This window comes from Ruminococcus sp. AM42-11 (assembly GCF_003480145.1).
Lineage (GTDB): Bacteria > Bacillota > Clostridia > Lachnospirales > Lachnospiraceae > Blautia_A > Blautia_A faecis.
This window is the reverse complement of the sequence record NZ_QUIO01000014.1, coordinates 82,389-106,467: the sequence shown is the minus strand read 5'-3', so window position 1 is coordinate 106,467 and position 24,079 is coordinate 82,389. Positions and strand designations below refer to the sequence as shown.

The 24,079-nt window shown below is 43.5% G+C and carries 14 protein-coding genes and 5 pseudogenes; 6 read left to right on the top strand and 13 right to left on the bottom strand.

All coding sequences use genetic code 11. The features are described from left to right. Positions 1–575 precede the first annotated feature (575 nt). The 3 genes and pseudogenes from DW904_RS10180 to DW904_RS25455 form a co-directional block, all read right to left on the bottom strand. The gene (locus DW904_RS10180; RefSeq protein WP_118580104.1) at positions 576–803 is read right to left on the bottom strand and encodes an HPr family phosphocarrier protein; all 228 of its coding nucleotides are present in this window, start codon (positions 801–803) and stop codon (positions 576–578) included. Between the two features lie 262 nt (positions 804–1,065). After that, the gene (gene purF / locus DW904_RS10175) at positions 1,066–2,490 is read right to left on the bottom strand and encodes an amidophosphoribosyltransferase (protein ID WP_118580101.1); all 1,425 of its coding nucleotides are present in this window, start codon (positions 2,488–2,490) and stop codon (positions 1,066–1,068) included. A 96-nt stretch (positions 2,491–2,586) separates the two neighbouring features. Then, positions 2,587–2,712: pseudogene (locus DW904_RS25455) on the bottom strand (DUF6783 domain-containing protein); the annotation flags it as partial. Between DW904_RS25455 and DW904_RS25450 the strand changes: the two are divergent. The 3 pseudogenes from DW904_RS25450 (at position 2,662) to DW904_RS24515 (ending at position 7,390) form a co-directional block, all read left to right on the top strand. Then, a pseudogene (locus DW904_RS25450) lies at positions 2,662–2,805 on the top strand (DUF6783 domain-containing protein). The pseudogenes DW904_RS25455 and DW904_RS25450 sit on opposite strands and share 51 nt — an antisense overlap. Positions 2,806–3,059: 254 nt before the next feature. Further along, positions 3,060–5,158: pseudogene (locus DW904_RS10165) on the top strand (glutamine synthetase III). 505 nt (positions 5,159–5,663) lie between these two features. After that, a pseudogene (locus tag DW904_RS24515) lies at positions 5,664–7,390 on the top strand (ammonium transporter). A 136-nt stretch (positions 7,391–7,526) separates the two neighbouring features. Here the strand turns inward: DW904_RS24515 and DW904_RS10155 are convergent. The 6 genes from DW904_RS10155 to DW904_RS10130 form a co-directional block, all read right to left on the bottom strand. Next, a complete protein-coding gene (locus DW904_RS10155) occupies positions 7,527–9,359 on the bottom strand; it encodes an ABC-F family ATP-binding cassette domain-containing protein (protein ID WP_118580095.1) in 1,833 nt (610 codons plus the stop codon). Positions 9,360–9,383: 24 nt separating this feature from the next. Then, on the bottom strand, positions 9,384–10,022 hold the full coding sequence (locus tag DW904_RS10150; RefSeq protein WP_118580092.1) for a TRIC cation channel family protein: 639 nt from the start codon (positions 10,020–10,022) through the stop codon (positions 9,384–9,386). Between the two features lie 317 nt (positions 10,023–10,339). Continuing rightward, complete coding sequence (locus tag DW904_RS10145) at positions 10,340–11,212, bottom strand: carbohydrate ABC transporter permease (RefSeq protein WP_237963471.1); 873 nt, start codon at positions 11,210–11,212, stop codon at positions 10,340–10,342. Then, positions 11,209–12,291 carry a sugar ABC transporter permease gene (locus tag DW904_RS10140; RefSeq protein ID WP_243110368.1) on the bottom strand — a complete coding sequence of 361 codons (1,083 nt, stop codon included), beginning with the start codon at positions 12,289–12,291 and terminating at the stop codon, positions 11,209–11,211. The genes DW904_RS10145 and DW904_RS10140 overlap by 4 nt, the downstream gene beginning before the upstream one ends. Positions 12,292–12,422: 131 nt before the next feature. Then, positions 12,423–13,724, bottom strand: a complete 1,302-nt coding sequence (locus DW904_RS10135) for a hypothetical protein (RefSeq protein ID WP_147422310.1) — start codon at positions 13,722–13,724, stop codon at positions 12,423–12,425. A 92-nt stretch (positions 13,725–13,816) separates the two neighbouring features. Beyond that, a complete protein-coding gene (locus DW904_RS10130) occupies positions 13,817–14,845 on the bottom strand; it encodes a LacI family DNA-binding transcriptional regulator (RefSeq protein ID WP_118580086.1) in 1,029 nt (342 codons plus the stop codon). Between the two features lie 567 nt (positions 14,846–15,412). On the opposite strand from DW904_RS10130, the gene DW904_RS10125 reads away from it, so the two are divergent. Then, on the top strand, positions 15,413–17,848 hold the full coding sequence (locus DW904_RS10125) for a glycosyl transferase (protein ID WP_118580083.1): 2,436 nt from the start codon (positions 15,413–15,415) through the stop codon (positions 17,846–17,848). A 72-nt stretch (positions 17,849–17,920) separates the two neighbouring features. On the opposite strand, the gene DW904_RS10120 is transcribed toward DW904_RS10125, so the two are convergent. Both DW904_RS10120 and DW904_RS25445 read right to left on the bottom strand, forming a co-directional pair. Next, the gene (locus DW904_RS10120; protein WP_118580128.1) at positions 17,921–19,258 is read right to left on the bottom strand and encodes an MATE family efflux transporter; all 1,338 of its coding nucleotides are present in this window, start codon (positions 19,256–19,258) and stop codon (positions 17,921–17,923) included. A 56-nt stretch (positions 19,259–19,314) separates the two neighbouring features. Beyond that, the gene (locus DW904_RS25445) at positions 19,315–19,476 is read right to left on the bottom strand and encodes a DUF6783 domain-containing protein (RefSeq protein ID WP_334297714.1); all 162 of its coding nucleotides are present in this window, start codon (positions 19,474–19,476) and stop codon (positions 19,315–19,317) included. On the opposite strand from DW904_RS25445, the gene DW904_RS25440 reads away from it, so the two are divergent. Further along, positions 19,411–19,578, top strand: a complete 168-nt coding sequence (locus DW904_RS25440; protein ID WP_334285109.1) for a DUF6783 domain-containing protein — start codon at positions 19,411–19,413, stop codon at positions 19,576–19,578. The two genes, DW904_RS25445 and DW904_RS25440, sit on opposite strands and share 66 nt — an antisense overlap. 329 nt (positions 19,579–19,907) lie before the next feature. Further along, on the top strand, positions 19,908–20,561 hold the full coding sequence (locus DW904_RS10110) for an L-rhamnose mutarotase (protein WP_118580077.1): 654 nt from the start codon (positions 19,908–19,910) through the stop codon (positions 20,559–20,561). A 38-nt stretch (positions 20,562–20,599) separates the two neighbouring features. On the opposite strand, the pseudogene selA reads toward DW904_RS10110, so the two are convergent. Together selA and DW904_RS10095 are read right to left on the bottom strand one after the other, a co-directional pair. Then, positions 20,600–22,179, bottom strand: a pseudogene (selA, locus tag DW904_RS23835) (L-seryl-tRNA(Sec) selenium transferase). Further along, entirely contained in the window at positions 22,172–24,037 is a 1,866-nt protein-coding gene (locus DW904_RS10095; protein ID WP_118580125.1) for an ABC-F family ATP-binding cassette domain-containing protein, read from the bottom strand. Before DW904_RS10095 ends, selA begins: the two are co-directional and overlap by 8 nt. Between the last annotated feature and the right edge of the window lie 42 nt (positions 24,038–24,079).

The following is a 24,079-nucleotide window of genomic DNA, read 5'->3' as shown; positions in this document are numbered from 1 at the left end:
AGCGGCTTTTATAATTTCTATGAAGTATTTGCACATTCTTAGGGCTGTTTTGCAAACAAAGAACTTGACATATTATTTTATGTGTCTTCGATACCCCATTTAGATGGTTGATACTTCGCAGCTTTATTGGTTTTACCTAATCTATCATTGGCAAGAAAGTATCGGGAAACCAATCACTCCCCCTCCCCTCGTTAAAAGTTCCTAAATAACCTCAGTTCTAGCCGACACACAGCATTTGGGCAATGTGTATTACTCCAGCGAGCCATTTTAGGCGCGTTCTTAGCGCAGATGAAATCCAGCGCTTACGAAGACTTATGCGTGAGGGCTCTCCCGAACGCATTAGTCGCAGTTAGCGATTAGTTCATCGGAGCGTTGCGCCGGCGAGTGAGTAATACACATTGTCCAAATGCGTCCGCATTGAAGAACTTTTAATCAACTAAATAGCAATTTGGGTTATAAAAAAAACAGATGCTGTCGGGATGCCATGCTGTCTCATATTTCAAGTCGTTCCCGGCAATATCTGTTTTTTACGATTTTATGGACACCTTAAAAGGTGCCAGTTTGCAACTACTTAATCAGGCAACTGCAAACTTCTGTAATGTACGGTTAAATTCCTTGCTCTCGCCATGGCACTGTACAGTAAGAACCCTTGTAAGATCCATGCTCAGAACTCCCAGAATGGATTTTGCATCAATGATGATTCTGTTATAGAAAACATCTATGTCAAAATCACATTTACCTGCTGCCCTTACGAATTCCTGAACATCTTCCTTCGCATTCAGCTTAATCTGCTTCTGACACATCGTTATCACCCTTTCTGTTTTACAGGAATTATAGTTTCCTTTTCTATCAAAATCAAAGGCTCTTGAAAACGTTTTCCCTTGATTGAGGCAAATTATGCACCAAGTCTCGATATTTGTCAAGTTTTTTCTTTCACACTTTTTTGTAACATTTCAGAAATAAATATACCGATTGCACAAATATGCAACCGGTATATTGGTAGTTATGCACTATTTTATTATTGTGGAAGTTCTGAGACAACCTGCACAGGCAAAATTATTTCTCTTATATCTTATGAATTTCAAAATCATTTTGTAAATTATTCTCATCTGGAATTACCATCGGATACTTTCCGTCAAAGCATGCCTTACAAATAGGAAGTCCACCTGCCATGCCCTCCAAATAATCAATCTCCATATAACCAAGTGAATCTGCCCCAATCATCTTACAGATCTCTTCTGTAGAGTGCTGCGCCGCGATCAGCTGGTCATTACTTGGCACATCGGTTCCGAAATAGCATGGATGTAAAAATGGCGGAGAACTGATCCTTACGTGTACTTCAAGAGCGCCTGCTTCTTTCAACATGCGAATCAGGTTTGCTATGGTGGTTCCACGGACAATAGAGTCGTCCACAAGCACAATACGTTTTCCTTTTACAACAGCATCCAACACACTCAGCTTCAGATGAACACTGGATTCTCTCTCTTTCTGAGTAGGTTTGATAAAAGTTCTTCCGATATAAGAGTTCTTATAAAATGCAAATCCGAATGGAATACCAGATTCTTCAGAAAATCCTTTGGCAGCAGGAAGACCGGATTCCGGAACGCCGGTGACAAGATCTGCCTCCACAGGATAAGATTTTGCAAGGGATTTACCGCCACGTATACGTGCGTCATAAACCTTTACACCGTCCATGGTACTGTCCAGTCTTGCAAAATAGATATATTCAAAAACACAGTGAGCACGTTTTTTCACAGTATCTGCAAGAGTCCTGTCTGACTTCACGCCCTTGCGGCTGATCGTAATCATCTCACCAGGTTCGATATCACGGATAAACTCGGCACCTACAGAAGTAAGTGCACAGCTCTCAGAAGCCAGCACGTAAGCATTGTCCCTTTTTCCAAGGCAGAGAGGCTTTAAGCCATAGGGGTCACGGACTCCGATCAGCTTACGGGGACTCATGATCACAAGACCGTATGCGCCTTGCAGCTTCCTGGCTGTATTCAGAACTGCCTCCTCTACACAGCTGGTATGTACCCGCTCTCTGGCTACATGAAATGCGATCACTTCTGAGTCAGTGGTGGTATGAAAAACTGCTCCGCTCTGGATCAGTTCCCATTTCAGTGTCCCAGTGTTAACAAGGTTTCCATTGTGTGCCAGTGCCAGACTTCCTTTTACATAAGATAAAACCAAAGGCTGTGCGTTCTCTGCAACGGATGCTCCTGTTGTGGAATAGCGTACATGTCCGATTCCGATATCACCACTCATCTTATGGAGTGTATCCTCGCGAAGCACCTCGCTTACCAGTCCAAGATCTTTGTGAAACTTAACATTTCCAATAGGTCCCTTAGTATCCGATACTGCCAGGCCACAGGCTTCCTGACCACGGTGCTGCAAAGAAGTCAGACCATAGTAAATTGAAGACGTCACATCATTTCCATCCAGGTCATAGATTCCGAAGACACCACACTCTTCTTTAATCTCTGCCATTTGTTTTCCTCCTCGGTACTGAGTTTTATTTTAATGATCAAATCCAATCTCAGAAATGCATCCCATTTCGTCGATTTGGCGTATTGCCAAATAAATTTACACCCAGGGACGTATCGTTATGCAGGCTCTAGAGCGTGTTTGAAAAAGGCTTTCTGCAAGATGTGCGTCACAATTTGTGGGAGATTTTGTCCGGATGAAGGCGCCGTAGCGGGCTACGGCAACTGAATTCGAGCAAAATATACCGCAAAGTGGGGCGTGCAGATTGCGGGAATGATTTTTCAAACAGGCTCTAGCTGTAAATTTGCTTGGCTCTGAACAAAAATTATAATGGAAGAAACCTATTTGTCAAGTATGCCTATCCTAATTTGAGCAAGAACTTTTTTCAGTCAACCGCAAAATCTTTTTGGAATTTTTTTCAAAAAAACTATTGACATCTGTTTTTTTTTGAGTATACTACAGAACATAAAGCAAAGGCGCTTTGGAATACAGAAATGTATCCAAGGCGCCTTTTTCTTTTATCAAAAATAAGGATGAAGAAAGACATGAAAAGTGAAAGGAGCGTATCCGTTATGACACAGAATATTCCCGAAATCTATGGAAGTCTTGTTTTCAACGACAGGATTATGCGCAGTAAATTACCTAAGGACATGTACAAAGCACTGAAAAAGACCATCGAAAATGGTACTCACCTGGAGCTTGATGTTGCAAACTCCGTTGCAGTAGCCATGAAAGAATGGGCAATCGAAAATGGTGCTACTCATTATACACACTGGTTCCAGCCTATGACAAATGTAACAGCCGAGAAACACGACAGCTTCATTTCCCCAACAGGCGATGGACAGGTGATCATGGATTTCTCCGGAAAAGAACTTGTAAAAGGTGAACCGGATGCTTCCAGTTTTCCATCCGGCGGTCTTCGTGCCACTTTTGAAGCAAGAGGATACACAGCATGGGATCCAACATCACCGGCCTTCATTAAAGACGGAACCCTTTACATTCCTACAGCATTCTGTTCCTACAGCGGTGAGGCACTTGACAAAAAGACTCCTCTCCTTCGCTCTATGGATACCTTAAATAAAGCAGCCGTAAACATGCTTCACGTTCTTGGAAACAAGGGAATTAAACATGTTTCCACAACAGTAGGACCTGAGCAGGAATACTTCCTGGTTCCAAAGGAACTTTATAAAGAAAGAAAAGACCTTGTATTCTGCGGACGTACCTTACTTAGCGCTCCTGCTCCTAAGGGACAGGAAATGGAAGATCACTACTTTGGAACTCTGAAGCCAAAGGTTGCAGCTTACATGCATGATCTTGATGTAGAACTCTGGAAGCTTGGCATTCCTGCAAAAACAAAACATAACGAGGTTGCTCCTGCACAGCATGAGCTGGCTCCTGTATTTGATACCACAAATGTAGCCGTTGACCACAACCAGCTGACAATGGAAATCATGAAAAAGGTTGCTGACAAACATGATCTGGTTTGCCTGCTTCACGAAAAACCATTTGAGGGAATCAATGGAAGTGGTAAGCACAACAACTGGTCCATGATCACAGATGATGGCGTAAATCTTCTGGATCCTGGAAAAACACCATCTGAAAACATTCAGTTTCTTGTCTTCTTAATGGCAGTTATTAAAGCAGTTGATGAATATGCTGATCTTCTTCGTATCTCCGTTGCAAGTGCAGGAAATGATCACAGACTTGGTGCCAACGAGCTCCGCCCGCAGTTGTATCTATTTTCCTTGGTGATGAACTTACAGAAGTTCTGAAGTCTATCGAAAATGATACTTACTTTACTTCTCACGGCGCTGTACAGATGGATATCGGAGCAACTGTTCTGCCACACTTTGTAAAAGACAATACTGACAGAAACCGTACTTCACCATTTGCATTTACCGGAAACAAATTCGAGTTCCGTATGCTTGGTTCTGCTGCTTCTGTTGCAAACCCGAATATTGTATTGAATACAGCTGTTGCGGAAGCTCTTGACCAGTTTGCCAAAGAGCTTGATGGTGTAGCTCCGGAAGATATGGAACATGCAGTTCATGAACTGATTAAGAGAGCCATTAAGAAACACAAACGTGTGATCTTCAACGGTAACGGTTATACAGATGAGTGGATTGAGGAGGCTGAAAAACGTGGTCTTTACAACCTGAAGTCTACCCCGGATGCTCTCCCAATGTGGATTGCCCAGAAGAATATCGACCTGTTCACAAAGCACAGCATTTTCACCAGCGAAGAGCTGCACTCTCGTTATGAAATCTGGCTTGAGAACTACTCCAAGACCATCAACATCGAATCTAACACAATGGTTGAAATGGTTCAGAAAGACCTTCTTCCATCGGTTATGTCTTATATTGAAGAAATTGCAAGCACAGCAAGTCTGAAAGCATCTGTTGTTCCTGGAATCACCTGTGAGAGTGAAACTGCTCTTATCACCAAGCTGTCCGGACTTCAGGATGCTATGACAAAAGGTCTTGAGAAGCTGAAAGCTGATACAGCAAAAGCAAAAGCAACTGATGATGTTCTGGAAAATGCAAAACTGTATCAGGCTGAAGTACTTGAGGACATGGCAGAACTGAGAAAATCTGCTGATGAAGCTGAAACTCTCATTCCGGATGATCTGCTTCCATATCCTACATATGGAAAACTTCTCTTCTATATCTGATCAGATTTACAGAGGAGAATTCTAAATGAAAGAAACTGTTCCTGTTTTTGGAATTTGTTTCTCACACAGGTAAATACAGGGGATATCTATTATGAAACTCTACTTCATAATTCATTATCGATTTCCTCATCCATTAATCACACGATACGGATATCCCCTGTTTTACATATTAATTTTACAACTGAATATTTCGTTACTGTTCACTGGTAACATTCCGTGAGGTGTTTTTTGTAAACAAAGTTCACAGAAAACCCGAGAATTAAGTTTGCGCAGCAAACGCTACTTCTTGTGCCTGTCACAAGAAGGTTCGTCTTTCTGTGCATCACGAAGCGTGTTACTGGTCACAGAGTGAACAGTAACAATATTTCTGCAGACGCAGATAATATACCAGGATCGTAAAGGCGCGAAAGAAAAAACAAATTTGTTTTCTCTTTCGCGCTTTTTGATATTAAAAACGTGTTTTTCGAAACATTTCGAAAAGTGCGAAAAGAGGGAGGAAATTATTATGGATTATTCAGCAGTAAACACGATCTGGGTACTTGTTGGTGCCGCGCTGGTCTTCTTTATGCAGGCCGGATTTGCTATGGTGGAGACAGGTTTCACCAGAGCCAAAAATGCAGGTAACATTATTATGAAAAACCTGATGGATTTCTGTATCGGTACTCCGGCTTTCTGGCTGGTTGGCTTTGGAATCATGTTCGGTGCAGGAAACGGCTTCTTCGGAAGATCGGTGGTATCGCTTCAGAAGCAAATTATGGCAGTGCAATGCTTCCTGACGGAGTTCCGTTCTGGGCATTTCTGATTTTCCAGACAGTCTTCTGTGCTACTTCCGCTACAATTGTTTCCGGTGCTATGGCTGAGAGAACCAAATTCTCATCGTATTGTGTATACAGTCTTATGATCAGCCTTGTAGTATATCCGATTTCCGGTCACTGGATCTGGGGCGGCGGTTTCATCAGTCAGATGGGCTTCCATGATTTCGCAGGTTCCTGTGCAGTACATATGGTAGGTGGTGTGGCCGCCTTTATCGGTGCCGTCATTCTTGGACCACGTATCGGAAAATATTCCAAAAGTGGAAAATCAAAAGCAATTCCAGGTCATAACCTGACAGTCGGTGCACTTGGTGTATTTATCCTCTGGTTCTGTTGGTTTGGTTTCAACGGTGCTTCCACTGTATCCATGGAAGGCGATGCAATTGTAAGTGCAGGAAAAATCTTCGTTACCACAAACCTTGCTGCTGCAGTTGCAACTGTAACGGTTATGATGATCACATGGATCCGCTATAAAAAACCAGATGTATCCATGTCACTGAACGGATCTCTTGCAGGTCTTGTTGCAATTACTGCAGGATGTGATACTGTATCTCCTGCATCTGCTGCTATTATCGGTATTGCAGCTGGTTTTGTCGTAGTATTTGGTATTGAATTTATTGATAAAGTATTAAAAGTGGATGATCCGGTTGGTGCTGTTGGTGTCCATGGCTTAAACGGTGCATTTGGTACTCTCGCCGTTGGTCTTTTCTCCGATGGAGCTGGTACAGGCTGGAAAGGTCTTCTTGTTGGCGGCGGTTTCCACGGATTTGGTGTACAGCTTGCCGGAATGCTTATCACAATTGCATGGGTTGCAGTTACAATGACAATTATTTTCCAGGTTATCAAACATACTATGGGTCTTCGAGTATCTGCTGAAGAGGAGATTCAGGGTCTTGATATAAAAGAACATGGTCTTGCAAGTGCTTATGATGGATTTGCTATTCGCGATGCTGTTGCTTCTGTTCCTGTTCCTATGGGGACTTCCAGAGAATTCACCGCAACTCCCAGACCTTCTGCTCCAGCTGAATTTATCCCGGAAATCCCGGCAGACGGCGTTCATAAGCTTACAAAGGTTGTTATCATTACCCGTCAGAACAAGCTGGAAGAGTTTATGCAGGCTATGAATGAAATCGGCGTAACCGGAATTACCATTACAAATGTTCTTGGCTGTGGTGTCCAGAAAGGGGCTCCGGCTTACTATCGTGGCGTTGAGATGGATATGAACCTGCTTCCGAAAGTCAAGATTGAAATTGTTGTCAGCCTTGTTCCTGTTCAGAAGGTTATTGAAACCGCTAAGAAAGTTCTTCATACTGGTCAGATCGGTGATGGAAAAGTTTTCGTATACGACATCGAAAACGTTGTCAAGATCAGAACCGGCGAGGAAGGTTACCTGGCATTGCAGGATACTCACGAAGAGTAATAAATTATTTTGACATCTTACTATATTTTTGTTTCCCTTATTTAAAAACAGCTCCTGGAATTTTTCCGGGGGCTGTTTTTCTTATACGTTTCCGGCACATATGTCCGTCACTGCTGCTTCCTATACAAATATTTTGTTATCCATTATATTTCCGCAAAAGTTTTTCCAGTTCTTGTGAAATTTTTTTCGCATCCTCATACTTGCCAGCCTGAAGTGCGAAAGCTATTCGATTCTCCAGTTCTTTTTTCTTCTGCTCATATTCCAGGTAATCCTTATCAAAGTGATCGGCGTAAATCATCTTTCGGAATTTTCGCATACTTACCTTGCGAAGGCCCTTATTCTCTGTGAGAAGCACATAATCCATGCAGTTGGCTACGGTATAAAAATCATGGGAAACCATGAGAACTGTCCCATTGTATTTCTCTACCGCCTGCTCCAGTGCCAGTTGGGAATATGTGTCCAGATGACTGGTTGGCTCATCCAGTAGCAGCAGACCTGCACCTGTTCTGGAAATCTTCGCAAGCTGGAGAAGATTCTTTTCTCCACCAGACAGATCACATACCGAACTGTAGATCAGTTCTTCCTCAAAACCATAGGTTTTCAGGTAAGCTATCACCTGATCATCGGTATCAAAGCCTGCATCCTCAAAATTTTTAAGAACAGTGGCCTTCTCATCAAATACCTCCCCATGCATCTGGGAAAGATATGCCATCTTAACATTTTCGCCAAGACGGATTGCCGGGTTTTCTCCTTTGATAACATCACGAAGAAGGGTCGTCTTTCCAGTACCGTTTGGTCCCACAATTGCAACCTTATCCCCTGCATGAAGAACAAAGGAAACATGTTCCATAATCTCACGGTCAAAGGTCACATTATAGTCTTCTACACTTAACACTATCTTCTCAGCTTCATTTTCTGCATTCGCATCTCCCAACTCGGATTTTCTTTCACTTTCCAAAGCTTCTTCCGGATTTTCACCAGAAACTTCCGCATCAAAAACCTCATCTGCATGAAATACGATCTCCGGCTGCTTAATATCCACAAATGGAGACTTTGTCTTTCTCGCTTCCAGACGTTCCAAAAGGGAAACTCGCGCATGCAGGCTTCTTCCCCTTGTTGCACTGTCAATGGCAGTAGCGCTGTTTCGAAGACGCTCTACAATCTTGCGGTTACGCTCGATTTCCTCCATATCTGCCGCAGCCAGCTCCTGCTGCTCAATTTTCATCTGCAAAAGTGCAAAATTATAATCCACATAATTGCCATCAAATTCCTGCATCTCCGTATTTTCCAGATGGAGGATCTTGTTGAAGCAATGATTCAGAAGATAGCGGTTGTGGGTGATCACAAGCAATGTTCCCTTATGGGAATTGATCAGATTCCGAAGTGCATTTAAGTGCTGAAAATCCAGGAACACATCTGGCTCATCCATAATAATAAATTTCGGGCTGATCATCATCTCCCGGATGGCCTGCACCAGTTTGAACTCTCCACCGCTTAAATTTGTAAGAAGCTGATCTTCATACCCAGCCAGACCCGCTGTTTTCAGCTGCTTGCGAATATTACTTTCGTAAAAGTCACCGTCAATGGCATTAAATTCATCTAAAGTCTGCTGATATTCCTCCATCAGCTCCTCCAGATGATCTGTAACTGCCATATCCTCGCAGATCTGGTTGATCTTATTCTGAAGCCTTACAAATTCTTCACTGATGTAATCAAATACCGTAACCTCTTTTTCTCTCTCAATGGTGTAAAACTGACTGACATATCCAATCCTTCCAGGTACATCCACGATCAGCTTTCCATCGTATAAATATTTATCCGGATGAAGGATCATGTTCACCAGTGTACTCTTACCGGTTCCATTGGTTCCGATAAAGGCACAATGCACATCATCCTCCAGGGTAAATGAAATTTTATTATATAACTCTTTATGTGGAAAAGAATAGGATAAATTCTCTGCTTTAATCATAAGTACTCCTCTAATAGTTGCCTTTTATTTTAATTTCGGCAGGTTCCACCTGTAATGTGCAGCCAGATACCGCATCAGGATCACCGCTGCAGATCCAAAGATCAAGGAGAACACCACTCCAAACCAGCGGTACGTATACACACAAACAATAGCTCCCACAATGGATGCACATGCATAAATATGCTTTACAAAAATATAAGGCGGCACCTCTGCCATCATATCACGGAGCAATCCTCCGCCAACACCGGTGATGGTTCCCACAAATACCAGCAGGAAAGTGTTGTCTGCAAACCCCTGACGGATTCCAGTATTTACGCCAACCACAGTAAATATCCCAAGTCCTACAGAGTCCATCACCAGCATTACTTTGTCATAAGTAACATTTCCTTTCAGCATCTCCCTTTTAAAATAAAGAAGAAAAAACACCAGCACTGAAGTAAGCACTGCTACAGCCGCATATACTGGCTTCTGAAAAACTCCCGGAGGGATAATTCCAAGCGTCACATCACGAATCATACCCCCGCCAACTGCAGTGATCACCCCAAGAACCGAAACTCCGAAAATATCCATCTTCTGCTCCGATCCCACCAGTGCACCTGACGCTGCAAATGCAATAGTTCCAATCATCTCCAAAATAAATGTGATTGTTTCCTGATACCCCATAAAACAATAACCTCGCCCAATTTTATCCTAAAGCATGTTTAAAAAGACTTTCTGCAAGATTACGAGAATGATTTTTCAAACAGGCTCTATGCCATTCTCAAAAAACATGCTGCTTTTTCCTATAAATGACACCAAATCAGTATAACATATAATTCTCTGTTTGCCACCTGAAAATACCAAAATTCTTAATAAATTTCAGTGATGCTAAATTATTTTTCAAAAAAAGTGCAAAAATACAGCCAGAAGATTTCTCCCCTGACTGTACATGTTATTCTCTTTTAATATTTTTCTTAATCAAATGCTTTTCATACACGCCATCAACCCTTAACACCGCCAAGTGCAACACCTGCGACGATGTACTTGGAAAGTACCAGGTATACAACAACCAGAGGGATAATGGTAACAAACAGTCCTACATAAACTACACCATAGTCCGTACGGAACTGGTTGGAGCTCAGCAGCTGTACAAACATAGGAAGTGTTTTCTTGGAATCTGTTGTCAGCAAAATGGTAGGTGTAAACAGGTTGTTCCACTGTGCAATAAACTGGAAGATTGCCTGTGTGGCAACTGCCGGTTTCATAATCGGCAGGATAATTTTGTTAAAGGTATTCCACTCTTTTGAACCGTCGATTCTGGCTGCCTCGATCATCTCCAGAGAAAGTGTACTTTCCATATACTGTTTCATAAAGAAAACAACAGTTGGAGCTGCAATGGCAGGAATGATCAGCGGAACGTATGTATCGATCAGCTTCAGATCCAGCATGAAACGGTAGAAACCGATGATGGAAATCTGACTTGGCACCATCATAACTGCCATAATAAATGCCCATGCAAATTTTTTGAATTTGAAATCATATACATGGATACCATAAGCTGTCAGAGATGAAAAGTAAACTGACAGGAAGGTTCCAGGGATTGTAATGGTTGCAGAGTTAATGATTGCTTTCTGCAAAGTGATCTGCATACCGTTCTGCTTGATCATCAGGTTTTTCCAGTTCTCTATCAGGTGTGTGGACGGAATCAGGGAAACACCAGCCTTGATAGACTCAGAATCTCTTGTTGCGTTCATAACCAGAAGAACAAATGGCAAAAGTGCAATGATACAGAATAAAATACAAATAATGGTACGGAAGACTTTCTGATGCAGCATATTCTTGCTGTAGCTGTCTGCTGTTGCGGCTTTACTCATGATCTTCCACCTGCCTTTCTACGCTGTTTCTGCTCTTTTTTCATACGTCTGTCTTCGCTGTCGCTCATAGTTGCGAACAGGATCAGACTGACAACCAACGTGATAATAAACAGTACTACGGAAACGGCTGCTGCCTTTCCAACATCGCTGTTATACAGACGCATAATATACATGGCCATTGTGGTAGTCTTATCATCTGGCAGACCAACAAGTCCGGTCTCCGGAACGTTGAACAATGCCGGGATATCATACATCTGAAGACCACCGATTGCGGAGGTAACCAGTGTGTACAACATAATTGGTTTCAAAAGCGGTAAAGTGATGTAGCGGAATTTTTTCCAGCCTGTTGCACCATCAATATCAGCAGCCTCGAAAAGTCCCGGGTCAATGCCAAGAACGCCTGAAATCAGAAGCAAGGTCGTATTACCAAACCACATCCACCACAGAATTGTGGAGATCAGCCCACGGCTTCCTGCTACGCTGGACATAAAATCGAAGTTCTTGCCAAGAACGCCCCAGTCCTTCAAAGTCTGGGTGATTGGTCCGTACTGGGAAAACAAAGATTTAAACAATACAGAAACAGAAGCTGCAGTGATAACACTTGGAAGATAAACGATAACCTTCATCGCACCGGTTCCTTTTACCTTAACCTTCTCATCCGTCAGCCATACAGCCAGAAGAAGGGAAACCAGAATCTGAGGAACAAAGTTGCAGCCCCACATTACAAGGGTATTTTTCAGATAGCTGAGTACATAACCTCTCTCTCCTGCAGCCATACCAAGGATATTTACAAAATTCTGAAGTCCTGCAAACTCCATGAATTCACGCCCGTTACGTTTGTAGTAGGATAAGGTACTATAATAGAAAGTATTGATCAGTGGCCACAGCTGGAACACCAGATAAGTGATAAAAAACGGTGCAATAAAGAAGTAGCCATACCTTCCATAATCGATCATTTTTTTCTTTTTCTTATTCATAACAGCCTCCTGTCTGAAGTTGCCTGCTTTTCCCAGGCAGAATGCCTGACACTGGCGGGAGTACCTGCCCCTCCGGGCTTCTGCGCCATCCTCCTCTGCCACTGGCAGTCATTCTGCTTTTTTATAGCAAAAGCAGCTGCTCGCTTATATAAGAATGTGCTGCTCCTTCTTTTGGGAAGAAGCAGCACATTCACTACTTACTTATAATTGACTCTGCAAACTCTTAAGCCACATTATTCTGCGCTCAGGTAAGAGAATGTATCATGGATAGATGCAGTCAGATCTGCAAGTGCAGTATCAAGGTCTTTTTCGCCTGTAGCATAAGCCTTGGTCTGAGTATCCATAAGGGAAAGGATCTGCTGATCTTCTGCTGTTACCATAGAAGCGTCAAGTCCGTCTGCTAATGGAAGGAAGAACTCCATGAAGTTCTGTCCAGCGTCTGGATACAGATAGCCGTTTCCATCTGCGGATGTACCAGCCTCGATGATCTTGCTGACAGCTGCTGTATTGTTTACATAGTCAGAGTTCAGAGCGTTGATTGCAACCATTCCATCTTCATCACATGTGAAGAATTTCATGATCTTAGCTGCAAGCTCGGTATCTGCACAATCTGTTGTAGCTGCAAGTCCTGTGCCGCCCCAATAGCATTTTGTCTGGGTAGGAACAAGGATTGTGTTGCCTTTCCAAGCATCACTTAAGCTCCAGTATACGAACCATGGGCATCCCATATAAGCAAGTGCTGCGTTAGAATCAACGCCATCACCACTCATGTTTGCACTCCAGTCAGCGCTCCACTGATCGGTATTGAAGGTAAGGTCTTCATCATAAAGAGTCTTAGCTGTTTCCATATATGTCTTGATGTTGTCATCAATTGTAATCTTATCGTTCTCATCATAGAAGCCCTGAGTTCTGGAACCGGTCAGGCTACGTTTGATCTCATCATAGCCAGAGAACAGTTTGCATTTTCCGCCGGAAGCATCGTTAACCTCTTTAGCTGTAGCAACGATGGTATCCAGATCTTTGAATTTCTCAGCTAATGCTGCAGGATCTGTTGTTCCAAGATATTTCTCAGCCAGATCTGCACGAACTGCGTAGCATCCAGGAGTTGCCTGCCAGAACAGTGCTCTTACGTTTCCATCAACATCGGATCCAAGATCCAGATTGTACTGATAGCTGTTTGCATAGTCATCAGCTGTGATTCCAAGATCTGCTACATTCTGTACCCAGTCGCTGTTTACATATTTCTGAACATAGTCAACTTCCAGGCCCATCATATCAGGATATAACTCATTTGAAGGATCATCAAGTACAGGATCCAGTTTGCTCTGATAATAATCAGATCCACCTGTGTTTACGAAAACGATTCTTTCGTAATCATCTGGATAAGCCTCTTTGAATGGTCCATCAAGGATCTTCTTGATATCATCGTTCCATCCCCATACTACAAAGGAATCATCTGCGGAAGCGTCACCGGTAACTTCGTTTTCCGGTGTTTCTGCATCTTCTGCCATAACCGGGACTGCACATAATGTCATTCCTGCCAGCATAGAGCTGTTAATAATACGCTCACCATTTTTTTCTTCATGTTACTTCCTCCTTTAATTATATCTTTTAATTTTTTTAATAGCTACTTGAAATTTTTTGATGGATACAAAGTTTTCACGGAAGCTCCTTTAAAAAGGGTTCCATCCACTGTGTATTTCTCAATAACTGTTGTCTTCGGGTGCTCAATCAGCTCAATCAGCCTTTCTGCCGCTATCCTTCCGATTGCCGCTGTGTCCTGGCAAAGGGTTGTCAGCTTGGGTTCAAGAACCTGGGCGATATTGATTCCATCGTACCCGGCTACTGAAATGTCTTCCGGTATCCGAAGTCCTCTTTCCCGTATCTCGTTTATCCCTCCCATCGCTGCATAATCGTCAGGATAGAGAATACAGGTTGGCGGATCTTTCAAATCCAAAAGTTCACCGGTTCTCTCACCTGCCAGATCAGCATCTCTGTAAAAAGACGGTTTTACATATTCATCCGGTTCTTCAATCCCCAGTCTTTGTAAGGTCCGGTAAAAGCTTCCAAGACGATTCTTGGTAACCGATGTGTCATCTCCATGAATGTAAGCGATCTTGCGGTGTCCCTTCTTATATATATAGGTAACAAGTTCTTCCATTCCCTGGATGTTGTTGGATACTACCGATATCCTTCCATCACAGATATGATCGATGGTCACCACCGGAATGTCTGAAAGGAGAAGCTCCTGAACCTCTTCTGCAGTGAAATCCACACAGGCCATTACCACTCCGTCCACGCCCCGGTATCTGCAGTGCTCCAGGTAGGTCATCCTTTTACCGGAAACATTTCCGCTTGTAAAAGTAATGTCATAACCTTTCGCTTCTGCGGTGCTTTTAAAGCTTTCCAGTACTCTGTTGAAGTAATCATGTGTGAGACCGCTTCGGGCCTCGTCCACAAATAAAACTCCCAGATTAAAGGTTCGCTTCGTCTTCAAAGCTCTTGCCGATGAGTTGGGAAGATATCCCATCTCTGAAGCCGTTCTTAATATGTAATTTTTTGTTTCTTCTCCGATATCGGAGTAACCATTTAATGCTTTACTGACAGTGGCGACTGAGACATTACATTGTTTTGCGATTTCTTTCATGGAAACCATATGCCTGCCTCACTCTTTCCTGTTTTTCTTTCCTGTCATCTCTAAATCGTTTTCGTGAGCTTATAGTACCCCCTAGTGCACAAAAAATCAAGTGGTTTCTTGCATTTTTTGTGCGTTTTCACGTCATTCTACCTATTGCACAATTTAGATATTTGTGTTTTTAGCAATTTAATTGTGAATAAGAGCTCTTTCCGAAATGTTTCGCGAAAAGTTTCGTGTTTTAAATCTCTGATTTGTAATATATAATAGATTTCATTATTACAGTAATTTTTATGTTGCTTTTAATCAGTCTTTCTATTATACTAAGAGCAAATATATACCATTATTCTTTACTTTTATTTCTAATTGCCTTTACTTATTCGTTTTCGTATGTTAATTATCTCACAATTCAATCCAATTGATTTTTTCGAAACTACTCATTGCATTTGCAAAACATTATTACTATATAAGCGTAGATCACTGTGCAGCTCGAAAAATAAATTAATGCACCCTGATGTAAATCACGAATAGCAATCAACCAATTAGAAAGAATTCAGCAAGAATAAAATTTATCAAAGGAGATCCACTATGAATTTCGGACATTTTGATGACGCCAATAAAGAATATGTCATTACAACACCAGATACCCCGTTGCCATGGATCAACTACCTTGGCTCCCAGGATTTCTTCACACTGATTTCCAACACCTGCGGCGGCTACAGCTTCTATAAAGATGCAAAGCTGCTCCGTATCACTCGTTACCGCTACAATAACATCCCGGTAGATTCCAACGGAAAATACTACTATATCAAAGATGGGGATACCGTATGGAATCCAGGTGCAATGCCAACCCGCACTCCTCTTGATGTTTATGAGTGCCGCCATGGACTTGGCTACAGCCGTTTCCACGGTGAGAAAAACGGCCTGGCAGCTGATCTTCTTGCATTCGTCCCTGTTGACACAGCCTGCGAGATCAACAAACTGACTCTGCGAAACAATTCAGATAAAGTGAAAGAGATTTCGTTATTTTCATATGTAGAATTCTGCCTCTGGAATGCTGTGGACGACATGACCAACTACCAGCGAAACTTAAGCACCGGTGAAGTTGAGATCATCGGCAGCACCATTTACCATAAGACCGAATACCGCGAACGACGCAATCACTACAGCTTTTTCACTGTAAATACTCCTGTGGACGGTTTTGACACCAGCCGTGATGAGTTCTTAGGACTTGGCCGCGGCAACAATGCTCCAATCGTTGTAGAGGAAGGCAAGAGCCACAATTCTGTTGCCAGCGGATGGTATCCCATTGCCAGCCAGCAGATCAATGTTTCTCTGGCACCTGGTGAAGAAAAAGAATATGTTTTCCTTCTCGGCTATTGTGAAAACCCAAAAGACGACAAATGGGAAGCTTTAAACGTGATCAAAAAAGAGCCTGCTAAGAAGATCATGGAGAAATTCGAAACTTCCGAACAGGTAAATGAAGCTTTCGCCATCCTGAATACTTACTGGGATGATCTTCTCTCCCGCTATCATGTAGAGAGTAAGGATCCTCACGTAAACCGTATGGCAAATATCTGGAACCAGTACCAGTGTATGGTAACCTTCAACATGTCCCGTTCCGCTTCTTACTATGAATCCGGAACCGGCCGTGGAATGGGCTTCCGTGATTCCTGCCAGGATCTTCTTGGATTTGTACATCTGATCCCGGAGCGTGCAAGAGAACGAATCCTTGACATTGCTGCAACCCAGTTCGAAGATGGAAGTGCTTATCATCAGTACCAGCCGCTTACCAAGCAGGGCAACCTGGATATCGGAAGCGGATTTAACGATGATCCGCTGTGGCTGATTGCCGCTGTGGCCGCTTACTTAAAGGAAACTGGAGATTATTCCATTCTGGATGAAATGGTTGCTTTTGACTGCCATATGGAAAAAGCAGCTCCTCTTTTTGAGCATCTCCGCCGTTCCTTCGAATACAGCCGCACCCATCTTGGACCACACAAGCTTCCTCTCATCGGACGTGCTGACTGGAACGACTGTCTGAACCTGAACTGCTTTTCCAATGAGCCTGGTGAATCCTTCCAGACCACAGGACCATCTGAGGGACCAGTTGCAGAATCTGTATTTATTGCAGGTATGTATGTAAAATATGGAAATGAGTTTGCAGAGATCTGCAGACGTGTTGGAAAAGAGGAGGACGCTGCTATCGCGCAGAAAGCTGTTGAAGAAATGTACCAGGCAGTCCTTGACGCTGGCTGGGATGGAGAATGGTTTCTTCGTGCTTATGACGCCACCTCTCAGAAGGTTGGTTCCCACGAATGCGAAGAGGGACAGATTTTCATTGAACCGCAGGGCTTCTGTATCATTGCCGGCATTGGCGTGAAAGAAGGTCTGGCAAAAAAAGCTCTTGATTCTGTAAAAGAGCGCCTGGATACCAAATATGGTATTATGCTTCACCAGCCGGCTTACACCAGATATTACCTGAACCTTGGTGAAATTTCTTCCTACCCGCCAGGATACAAAGAAAATGCCGGAATCTTCTGCCATAACAATCCATGGATTTCCATTGCCGAAACTGTTATCGGAAGAGGAAACCGTGCATTTGAAATTTATAAAAAGACCTGCCCATCTTATATTGAAAACATCAGCGAAATCCATCGTACAGAGCCTTATGTTTATTCCCAGATGATCGCAGGACGTGACGCAGCCCGCCACGGTGAGGCAAAGAACAGCTGGCTTACCGGAACAGCCGCATGGACTTTCGTGAACCTCTCCCAGGCAATCCTGGGTGTGCAGCCATCCTATGACGGACTTTCCATCGATCCGTGTATTCCGGAGGGCTTCGGTGACTTCACCCTCACCCGCCGCTTCCGCGGTGCCACCTATTCCTTCGACGTTAAGAATCCGAATAATGTGGAAAAGGGTGTAGCTTACCTGGAGGTTGATGGCAAGCATGTGAATGGAAATGTGGTACCTGTTGAGGACGGAAAGACAGAGTATCATGTAACGGTGCATATGGAATAAAAATAAATATTACGAATTTTAGCAAGAGCCCCCGGGACCGAAATTCCGAGAGCTCTTGTTTTCCTATCTATTTTATTTCTCGTAAAGCGGATGAATTTCTTTCTTATACGCATATCGTATAAACACAAAGCAGATCACTCCTGAGAACACCTCTGCAATGGGAAAGGACCACCAGCAGGCTCCAAGGCCACCTACTTTTGACAGGATAAATGCAGCCGGGAGCAGTACTACCAGCTGACGCAGCACAGACACTGCAAGGCTTAAAAAGCCATGTCCAAGCGCCTGAAACACAGAAGATGCAACTACAGAAAATCCTGCGATCAGAAAGCTGAGGCTAATGGTACGAAGTGCCGGGATACCGATTGCCATCATATCGTCAGAGGCACTGAAAATTCCCAGAAGACTTCCCGGAAACAGCTGGAATACAGCGAAACCAGCAAGCATAATACATACTCCGTAAATAATACTCAGCTTAATTGCTTTCGTAATACGTTTCGGTTTTCTGGCACCATAGTTGTAAGCAACAATGGGAACCATTCCATTATTCAGTCCAAACACTGGCATAAAAATAAAGCTCTGCAGCTTGAAATACACGCCAAATACCGCCGTTGCAGTAGAAGTAAAGCCCATCAGGATCTTATTCATTCCGAATGTCATAACAGAACCAACAGACGCCATAATAATAGATGGAAAGCCTACGCTGTAAATGCTGCGGATCACATCACCGGAAATCTTATATTTCACAAGAGAAATATGAAGCTCTTTATTCAGCTTCATATTCACGATCACACCTGCAATTGCTGCAATGATCTGTCCTGTAACAGTGGCAAGGGCTGCTCCTGTTACTTCCATTCTTGGAAAGCCGAATAAACCAAAAATCATGATTGGATCCAGAATAATATTGATAATAGCGCCAAGAAGCTGTGTTGCCATGGAATACACCGTCTTCCCTGTAGACTGCAGAAGCTTCTCGCAGGTCAGCTGGATAAACAGGCCGAAGGACATAATTCCGATCACTCTGACATAATCCACACCATATTCCATGATCTGTGGATCCGTAGTCTGCACCCTGAAAAAAGCAGGTGCAAAAAATCCACAAACAATTGCAAATCCAATAAAGCTGAAAATTGCAAGATAAATACCGTTATTTGCAGCACTGTTGGCATACTCCTGCTTTTTCTCCCCAAGAGAGCGCGACACCAGCGCATTGATACCAACACCAGTACCGGTTCCCACTGCGATCATCAGGTTCTGCACCGGAAACGCAAGTGAAACTGCAGTAAGTGCACTCTCACTTAATTTCGCCACAAACATACTGTCCACAATATTATAAAGTGCCTGGACAAGCATGGAAATCATCATCGGTACAGACATGGTGAGCAGAAGCTTTGCCACTGGCATCACACCCATTTTATTTTCCTGAACTTTTACTTCTTTTTCCAAAAACAATCCCCTCTCTTCTGTAATTAAACCTTTTCGTTTACGGTTCGCCCCGTGACCAGTAACCCTTTTTTTCTGTCGCCCTCTTTTTTAGAGCGTGTTTGAAAAAAACTTTCTGCAAGATGTGCATCACAATTTGCAGGAAATTTTGCCCGGATAGGGGCGTCGCAGCGGGCTACGCAGACCAAATTCAGGCAAAATATACTGCAAAGCAGGGCGTGCAGATTGCGGGAATGATTTTTCAAACATGCTCCAGGCCAGTCCTCTTATTGTATATAAGTACATGCTGAATGTCAATATAAGGGTGGATTTATCTGAGAAATTATGCTATCCTTATTACTGGTTACTGTTCACTCCGTTCACAGTAACGCGCTTCGCGATGCACAGAAATCATGCAAAGCATGATTTCGCGCCGCAATTCTCGGGTTTTCTGTGAACTTTGTTCACAAAAAACACCTCGCGGAACATTACCAGTGAACAGTAACTATTACTGTTCACTGGTAACATTCCGTGAGAAGTAAACTTGACTTTTTCTTAGATTAATATTTTTTACAAGGTTCAAAACAGAAAAACCAGATATACACAATATCTTATTTTTATAAAACGGAGGATTTTTCTTATGGAAAGACACAGCTTTGCTATGGAAATCAAAAAAGGGAAAAAAAATGAATACCGCCAGATATTAGGAGAGATCTGGCCAGATCTGACTGCATTTCTGGATCAGGAAAAGGTACATAATTTCAGCATCTGGAACTGTGATTCCCTGATTTTCGGATATTACGAAACAGACGAAAATAACGAATTTTCAGAAGAGAAAAAAGCCAGCATCCAGGCTCTCACTTCCAGAATTGACCACACCTTCACCTGGATCTCCACCCCCGGCGAAAACATGCGTCTGATGTACCACAATTTCGGTGTTGTCCGCGAAAACAAAGAGCTGATCCGCCACAGAATGTTCATGACCAGACTGAAACCTGATTGCGAGGAAGAATATAAGGCAAGACATGACGGACTGGTTGCCGCGAGAGAGGGCAGAATTGACCCGGGTCCTGACAGCAACTTCAGCATCTGGAGCGCAGGCGGATATATTTTCGGCTACGACGAGATTGACACCACTATGGAGACTGAAGAAACACCGGAAGCCCATGAAGCTACCGTTGCCTGGGAAACCCGCCAGCTTGGCATCATGGACTGGATCACCAATGACTGCGACTGGCTCACAGGAACAGTCCACTCTGCAAGTGTAAGACTAGCATGGCATATAGGGAAATAAAATCATAATATGCCAAAACCCTCAATGATTTTCAAAGGTCATTGAGGGTTTTTCTTGCACAGATCATATTTCAGTTCTTTTTTGAGAATCTCCAGTTCTTCGTCAGTCCTTATAGTCCTCATTTCCAAATAAACCCAGTCGTCTACAATATGACCAATAACCGGAGTATCCATTTTCCGTAAGCAGTCACTGATTTCCTGCGCGGAAAGGCCCTTTCCATTCAGGCTTCTTATCTGCAATGCAGCTCCAGGCAGTGTTTTTCCAGGTGTAGTACCACCGCCAACAGGATTTCGTGTAGAGGTTACTGCAAATTCATATTCAGAAGCATCGGCCAACAGTTCACCCATAAGCCATAATGCATTCCGCTTAAGTTCTTCTGCACTTCGACTCATCATATCATAAACCGGAATCTCTTTCTCCAGCTGACTCTCATCCAGATAAATACTTACTGTCTTATCCAGCGCGGCAGCTGTAAACTTATCGATTCGCAGTGCCCGCATGAGAGGATGCCTGGAAATCTTTTCGATCAAATCTTTACGTCCTGCCAGTATTCCTGCCTGTGGTCCGCCCAGAAGTTTATCTCCACTAAAAGATACAATATCTGCACCTTTCTTCAAAAGCTCCTGTACGGTCTTTTCAGGCTCGATTCCATAAAAGGCAATGTCCACAAGGCTCCCACTTCCAAAGTCCACCAAAAGGGGAATTCCGCGGTTATGTGCCGCTTCTGCAAGCTCTACAAACTCTGCTTCATGGGTAAAACCGGTAATCTGATAGTTGCTGGTGTGCACTTTCAGAAAGGCAGCGGTATTCTCTGTCACTGCATTTTCGTAATCCTCCAGATAAGTCCGGTTGGTAGTCCCCACTTCCACAAGCATCGTTCCACTCTGACTGCATACATCCGGAATCCGGAACTTCCCGCCAATCTCCACAAGCTCTCCTCGGGAAACTACGGTTTCCCCTCCGGAGGCCAGCGCTGTCAGCATGAGCAGCACTGCTGCCGCGTTGTTATCACTGCAATGGCAGCCTCAGCCCCTGTCAGCTTGCAGAGATTTTCAGCAAAATGATCATATCTGCTTCCCCTCTTCCCATCTTCCAGATTCAATTCCAGATTGGTATATCCGGTCATCAAAGGTACAAGCTCAGACACAAGTCTGTCCCCTAAAGGCGCTCTTCCCAGATTTGTGTGGAGGATCACACCGGTAGCATTGATCACCCGCTGCATCTGCCTCTGGCTTCTGTGCGCAAGCAGTCTCTTCATTTCCTGCAAAACATACTCTGTATAATCTAATGTTGTCTCAGGCAAAGCCTTCAGATCAGACAGCTTTACCGGTAAGCCATCCTTCTGTCCTGATAGTCCGGATGTATCCAGGAACACAGCTGGCTTTTCTTCCACCAAAATCTGCTGACGCATGGCATCCCGCAGCTGCTCTTCCACCTTTCTGGCAGCCTCCAGCACTGCACGATACCCATACTGTTCCGTCAGTTCTTTCGTCAGTTCCCTTCCCATAAGCCTGTCAATTTTTGGTAGTCTGCGAAATAATTCCTTTCTCCTGTTCAGAAAGCTTTCCTCTTCTTTATGGGCTTTCGAAGCATGCAGCTTCCTGTCACCTTTATCCATTATTTTTCTGTGCCTCAATCTGCTCCGCCAGATCATTCAGATACACCCAGCGATCCATTTTTTCTTCCAGCTGCTTCTCCGCCGCCTCTTTATCTGCCATGATCTCACGAAGCTTCACGGAATTGGTGGCATTTGCCATCATATCATTCTCCAGCCTGGCAATTTTCTCTTCAAGTCTGGCTATATCCTCATCAATAACAGCATATTCCCGTTCTTCTTTATAAGTAAATTTCAGTTTTTCAGACTTCTGTCCCTGCTTCCAGTCTTTTCTGGTAGGTTTTTTCCCTTCATCCTCTGTACTGTTATTTCCGGAAGCTGCTTTATCCGACAAACTGCTGCCGGTCCCGGCACCAATTTCACTGCTTCCAGCCCCATATTTCCGCGCTTTCGCCTCCGCATAATCTGTATAACCACCCTCATACTTGGTCAGTTTTCCATTCCCTTCAAAGGCAAAAATGCGGTCCACCACATCATCCAGGAAATAGCGGTCGTGAGATACCGTGATCACAATTCCCGAAAATGTAGAAAGATAATCTTCGAGAATTGTCAGTGTAGGAATGTCCAGATCATTACTTGGCTCATCCAGAAGAAGTACATTTGGCGCCTCCATCAGTACCTTCAGGAGATACAGACGTCTCTTCTCTCCTCCTGACAGCTTGGCTACCGGTGTATACTGCATTGCAGAATCAAAAAGAAAACGCTCCAGCATCATAGATGCACTGATCTTTCCATCACGGGTAGGAATAAACTCTGCCACATCACGGATATAATCAATCACACGCTGGTTTCCATCCATGTCCGGCACTTCCTGGGCAAAGTAACCGATCCTGATCGTTTCCCCGATCTCCACGGTACCGGAATCCGGTTCCACCATTCCATCAATAATACGGATCAAAGTAGATTTTCCGCATCCATTTGGTCCGATAATTCCAAGTCTCTGGTTTCTCAGCACAATATAGTCAAAATCATCCAGAATCACCTTATCGCCATAGCTTTTGGAAATGTGATGAAGCTCTACTGTCTTTTTCCCCATTCTGGTCTCCACAGAGTCCATCTGCACATCTGTCTCCTGAACAGGCGCCTTGCCATTTTTTAACGCTTCCAGACGCTCCAGACGGGCCCGCTGCTTGGTGCTTCTTGCACGGCAGCCACGCTTCGCCCATTCCAGCTCCATACGGAGAATGCTCTGTCTCTTCCTCTCAGAAGCCAGCTCCATCTCTTCTCTTTGGGCTTTTAATTCCAGAAATCCTGAATAATTGGCATCATAGGAATATACTTTTCCATGACTGATTTCCAGAATTTTATTGGTAACTTTGTCAAGAAAATAACGGTCATGCGTAACCATGATCACAACGCCTTTAAACCGGTTCAGGTAATCCTCCAGCCAGGTTACCATCTCATTATCCAGATGGTTGGTAGGCTCATCCAGAATCAGCACATCAGAAGGGTTTACCAGAGTTCTGGCCAGAGCTACACGCTTCTTCTGTCCACCAGAAAGCTGCTCCACAGGGACATCATGTTCTGTAATCCCCAGCTTATTCAAAATATTTCTGGCCTCACTTTCCGTGCTCCAGTCCTTCTGCCATTTCCCATCAGCCACATAGTCCTGTACAATGGCACCTTTTGGAAAATCTGGCATCTGAGGCAGATAGGTGATACGAAGGCCATTCTGGGAAATCACCTGTCCCTCATCTGTCTCCTCTTCCCCTGCAATGATTTTCAGCAGAGTACTTTTTCCAGTTCCATTGATTCCAATGATTCCGATTTTATCCCCATCATGGATTCCATAGGAAATATCATCAAAAATCTTTTTATCTCCAAAAATCTTGCTTACATGTTCAATGTTCAGTACATTCATAAAAACCATAACTCCTTTTTCACCATCCACTGGCATTTATTT

Excerpts from the sequence above, each read along its gene's own strand:
- DW904_RS10180 (WP_118580104.1), bottom strand. The coding sequence starts at position 803 with ATGTGTCAGAAGCAGATTAAGCTGAATGCGAAGGAAGATGTTCAGGAA.
- purF (WP_118580101.1), bottom strand. The coding sequence starts at position 2,490 with ATGGCAGAGATTAAAGAAGAGTGTGGTGTCTTCGGAATCTATGACCTG.
- DW904_RS10155 (WP_118580095.1), bottom strand. The coding sequence starts at position 9,359 with ATGATTAAAGCAGAGAATTTATCCTATTCTTTTCCACATAAAGAGTTA.
- DW904_RS10150 (WP_118580092.1), bottom strand. The coding sequence starts at position 10,022 with ATGGGGTATCAGGAAACAATCACATTTATTTTGGAGATGATTGGAACT.
- DW904_RS10145 (WP_237963471.1), bottom strand. The coding sequence starts at position 11,212 with ATGAGTAAAGCCGCAACAGCAGACAGCTACAGCAAGAATATGCTGCAT.
- DW904_RS10135 (WP_147422310.1), bottom strand. The coding sequence starts at position 13,724 with ATGACATTATGTGCAGTCCCGGTTATGGCAGAAGATGCAGAAACACCG.
- DW904_RS10130 (WP_118580086.1), bottom strand. The coding sequence starts at position 14,845 with ATGGTTTCCATGAAAGAAATCGCAAAACAATGTAATGTCTCAGTCGCC.
- DW904_RS10125 (WP_118580083.1), top strand. The coding sequence starts at position 15,413 with ATGAATTTCGGACATTTTGATGACGCCAATAAAGAATATGTCATTACA.
- DW904_RS10120 (WP_118580128.1), bottom strand. The coding sequence starts at position 19,258 with ATGGGTGTGATGCCAGTGGCAAAGCTTCTGCTCACCATGTCTGTACCG.
- DW904_RS25440 (WP_334285109.1), top strand. The coding sequence starts at position 19,411 with ATGTGCATCACAATTTGCAGGAAATTTTGCCCGGATAGGGGCGTCGCA.
- DW904_RS10110 (WP_118580077.1), top strand. The coding sequence starts at position 19,908 with ATGGAAAGACACAGCTTTGCTATGGAAATCAAAAAAGGGAAAAAAAAT.
- DW904_RS10095 (WP_118580125.1), bottom strand. The coding sequence starts at position 24,037 with ATGAATGTACTGAACATTGAACATGTAAGCAAGATTTTTGGAGATAAA.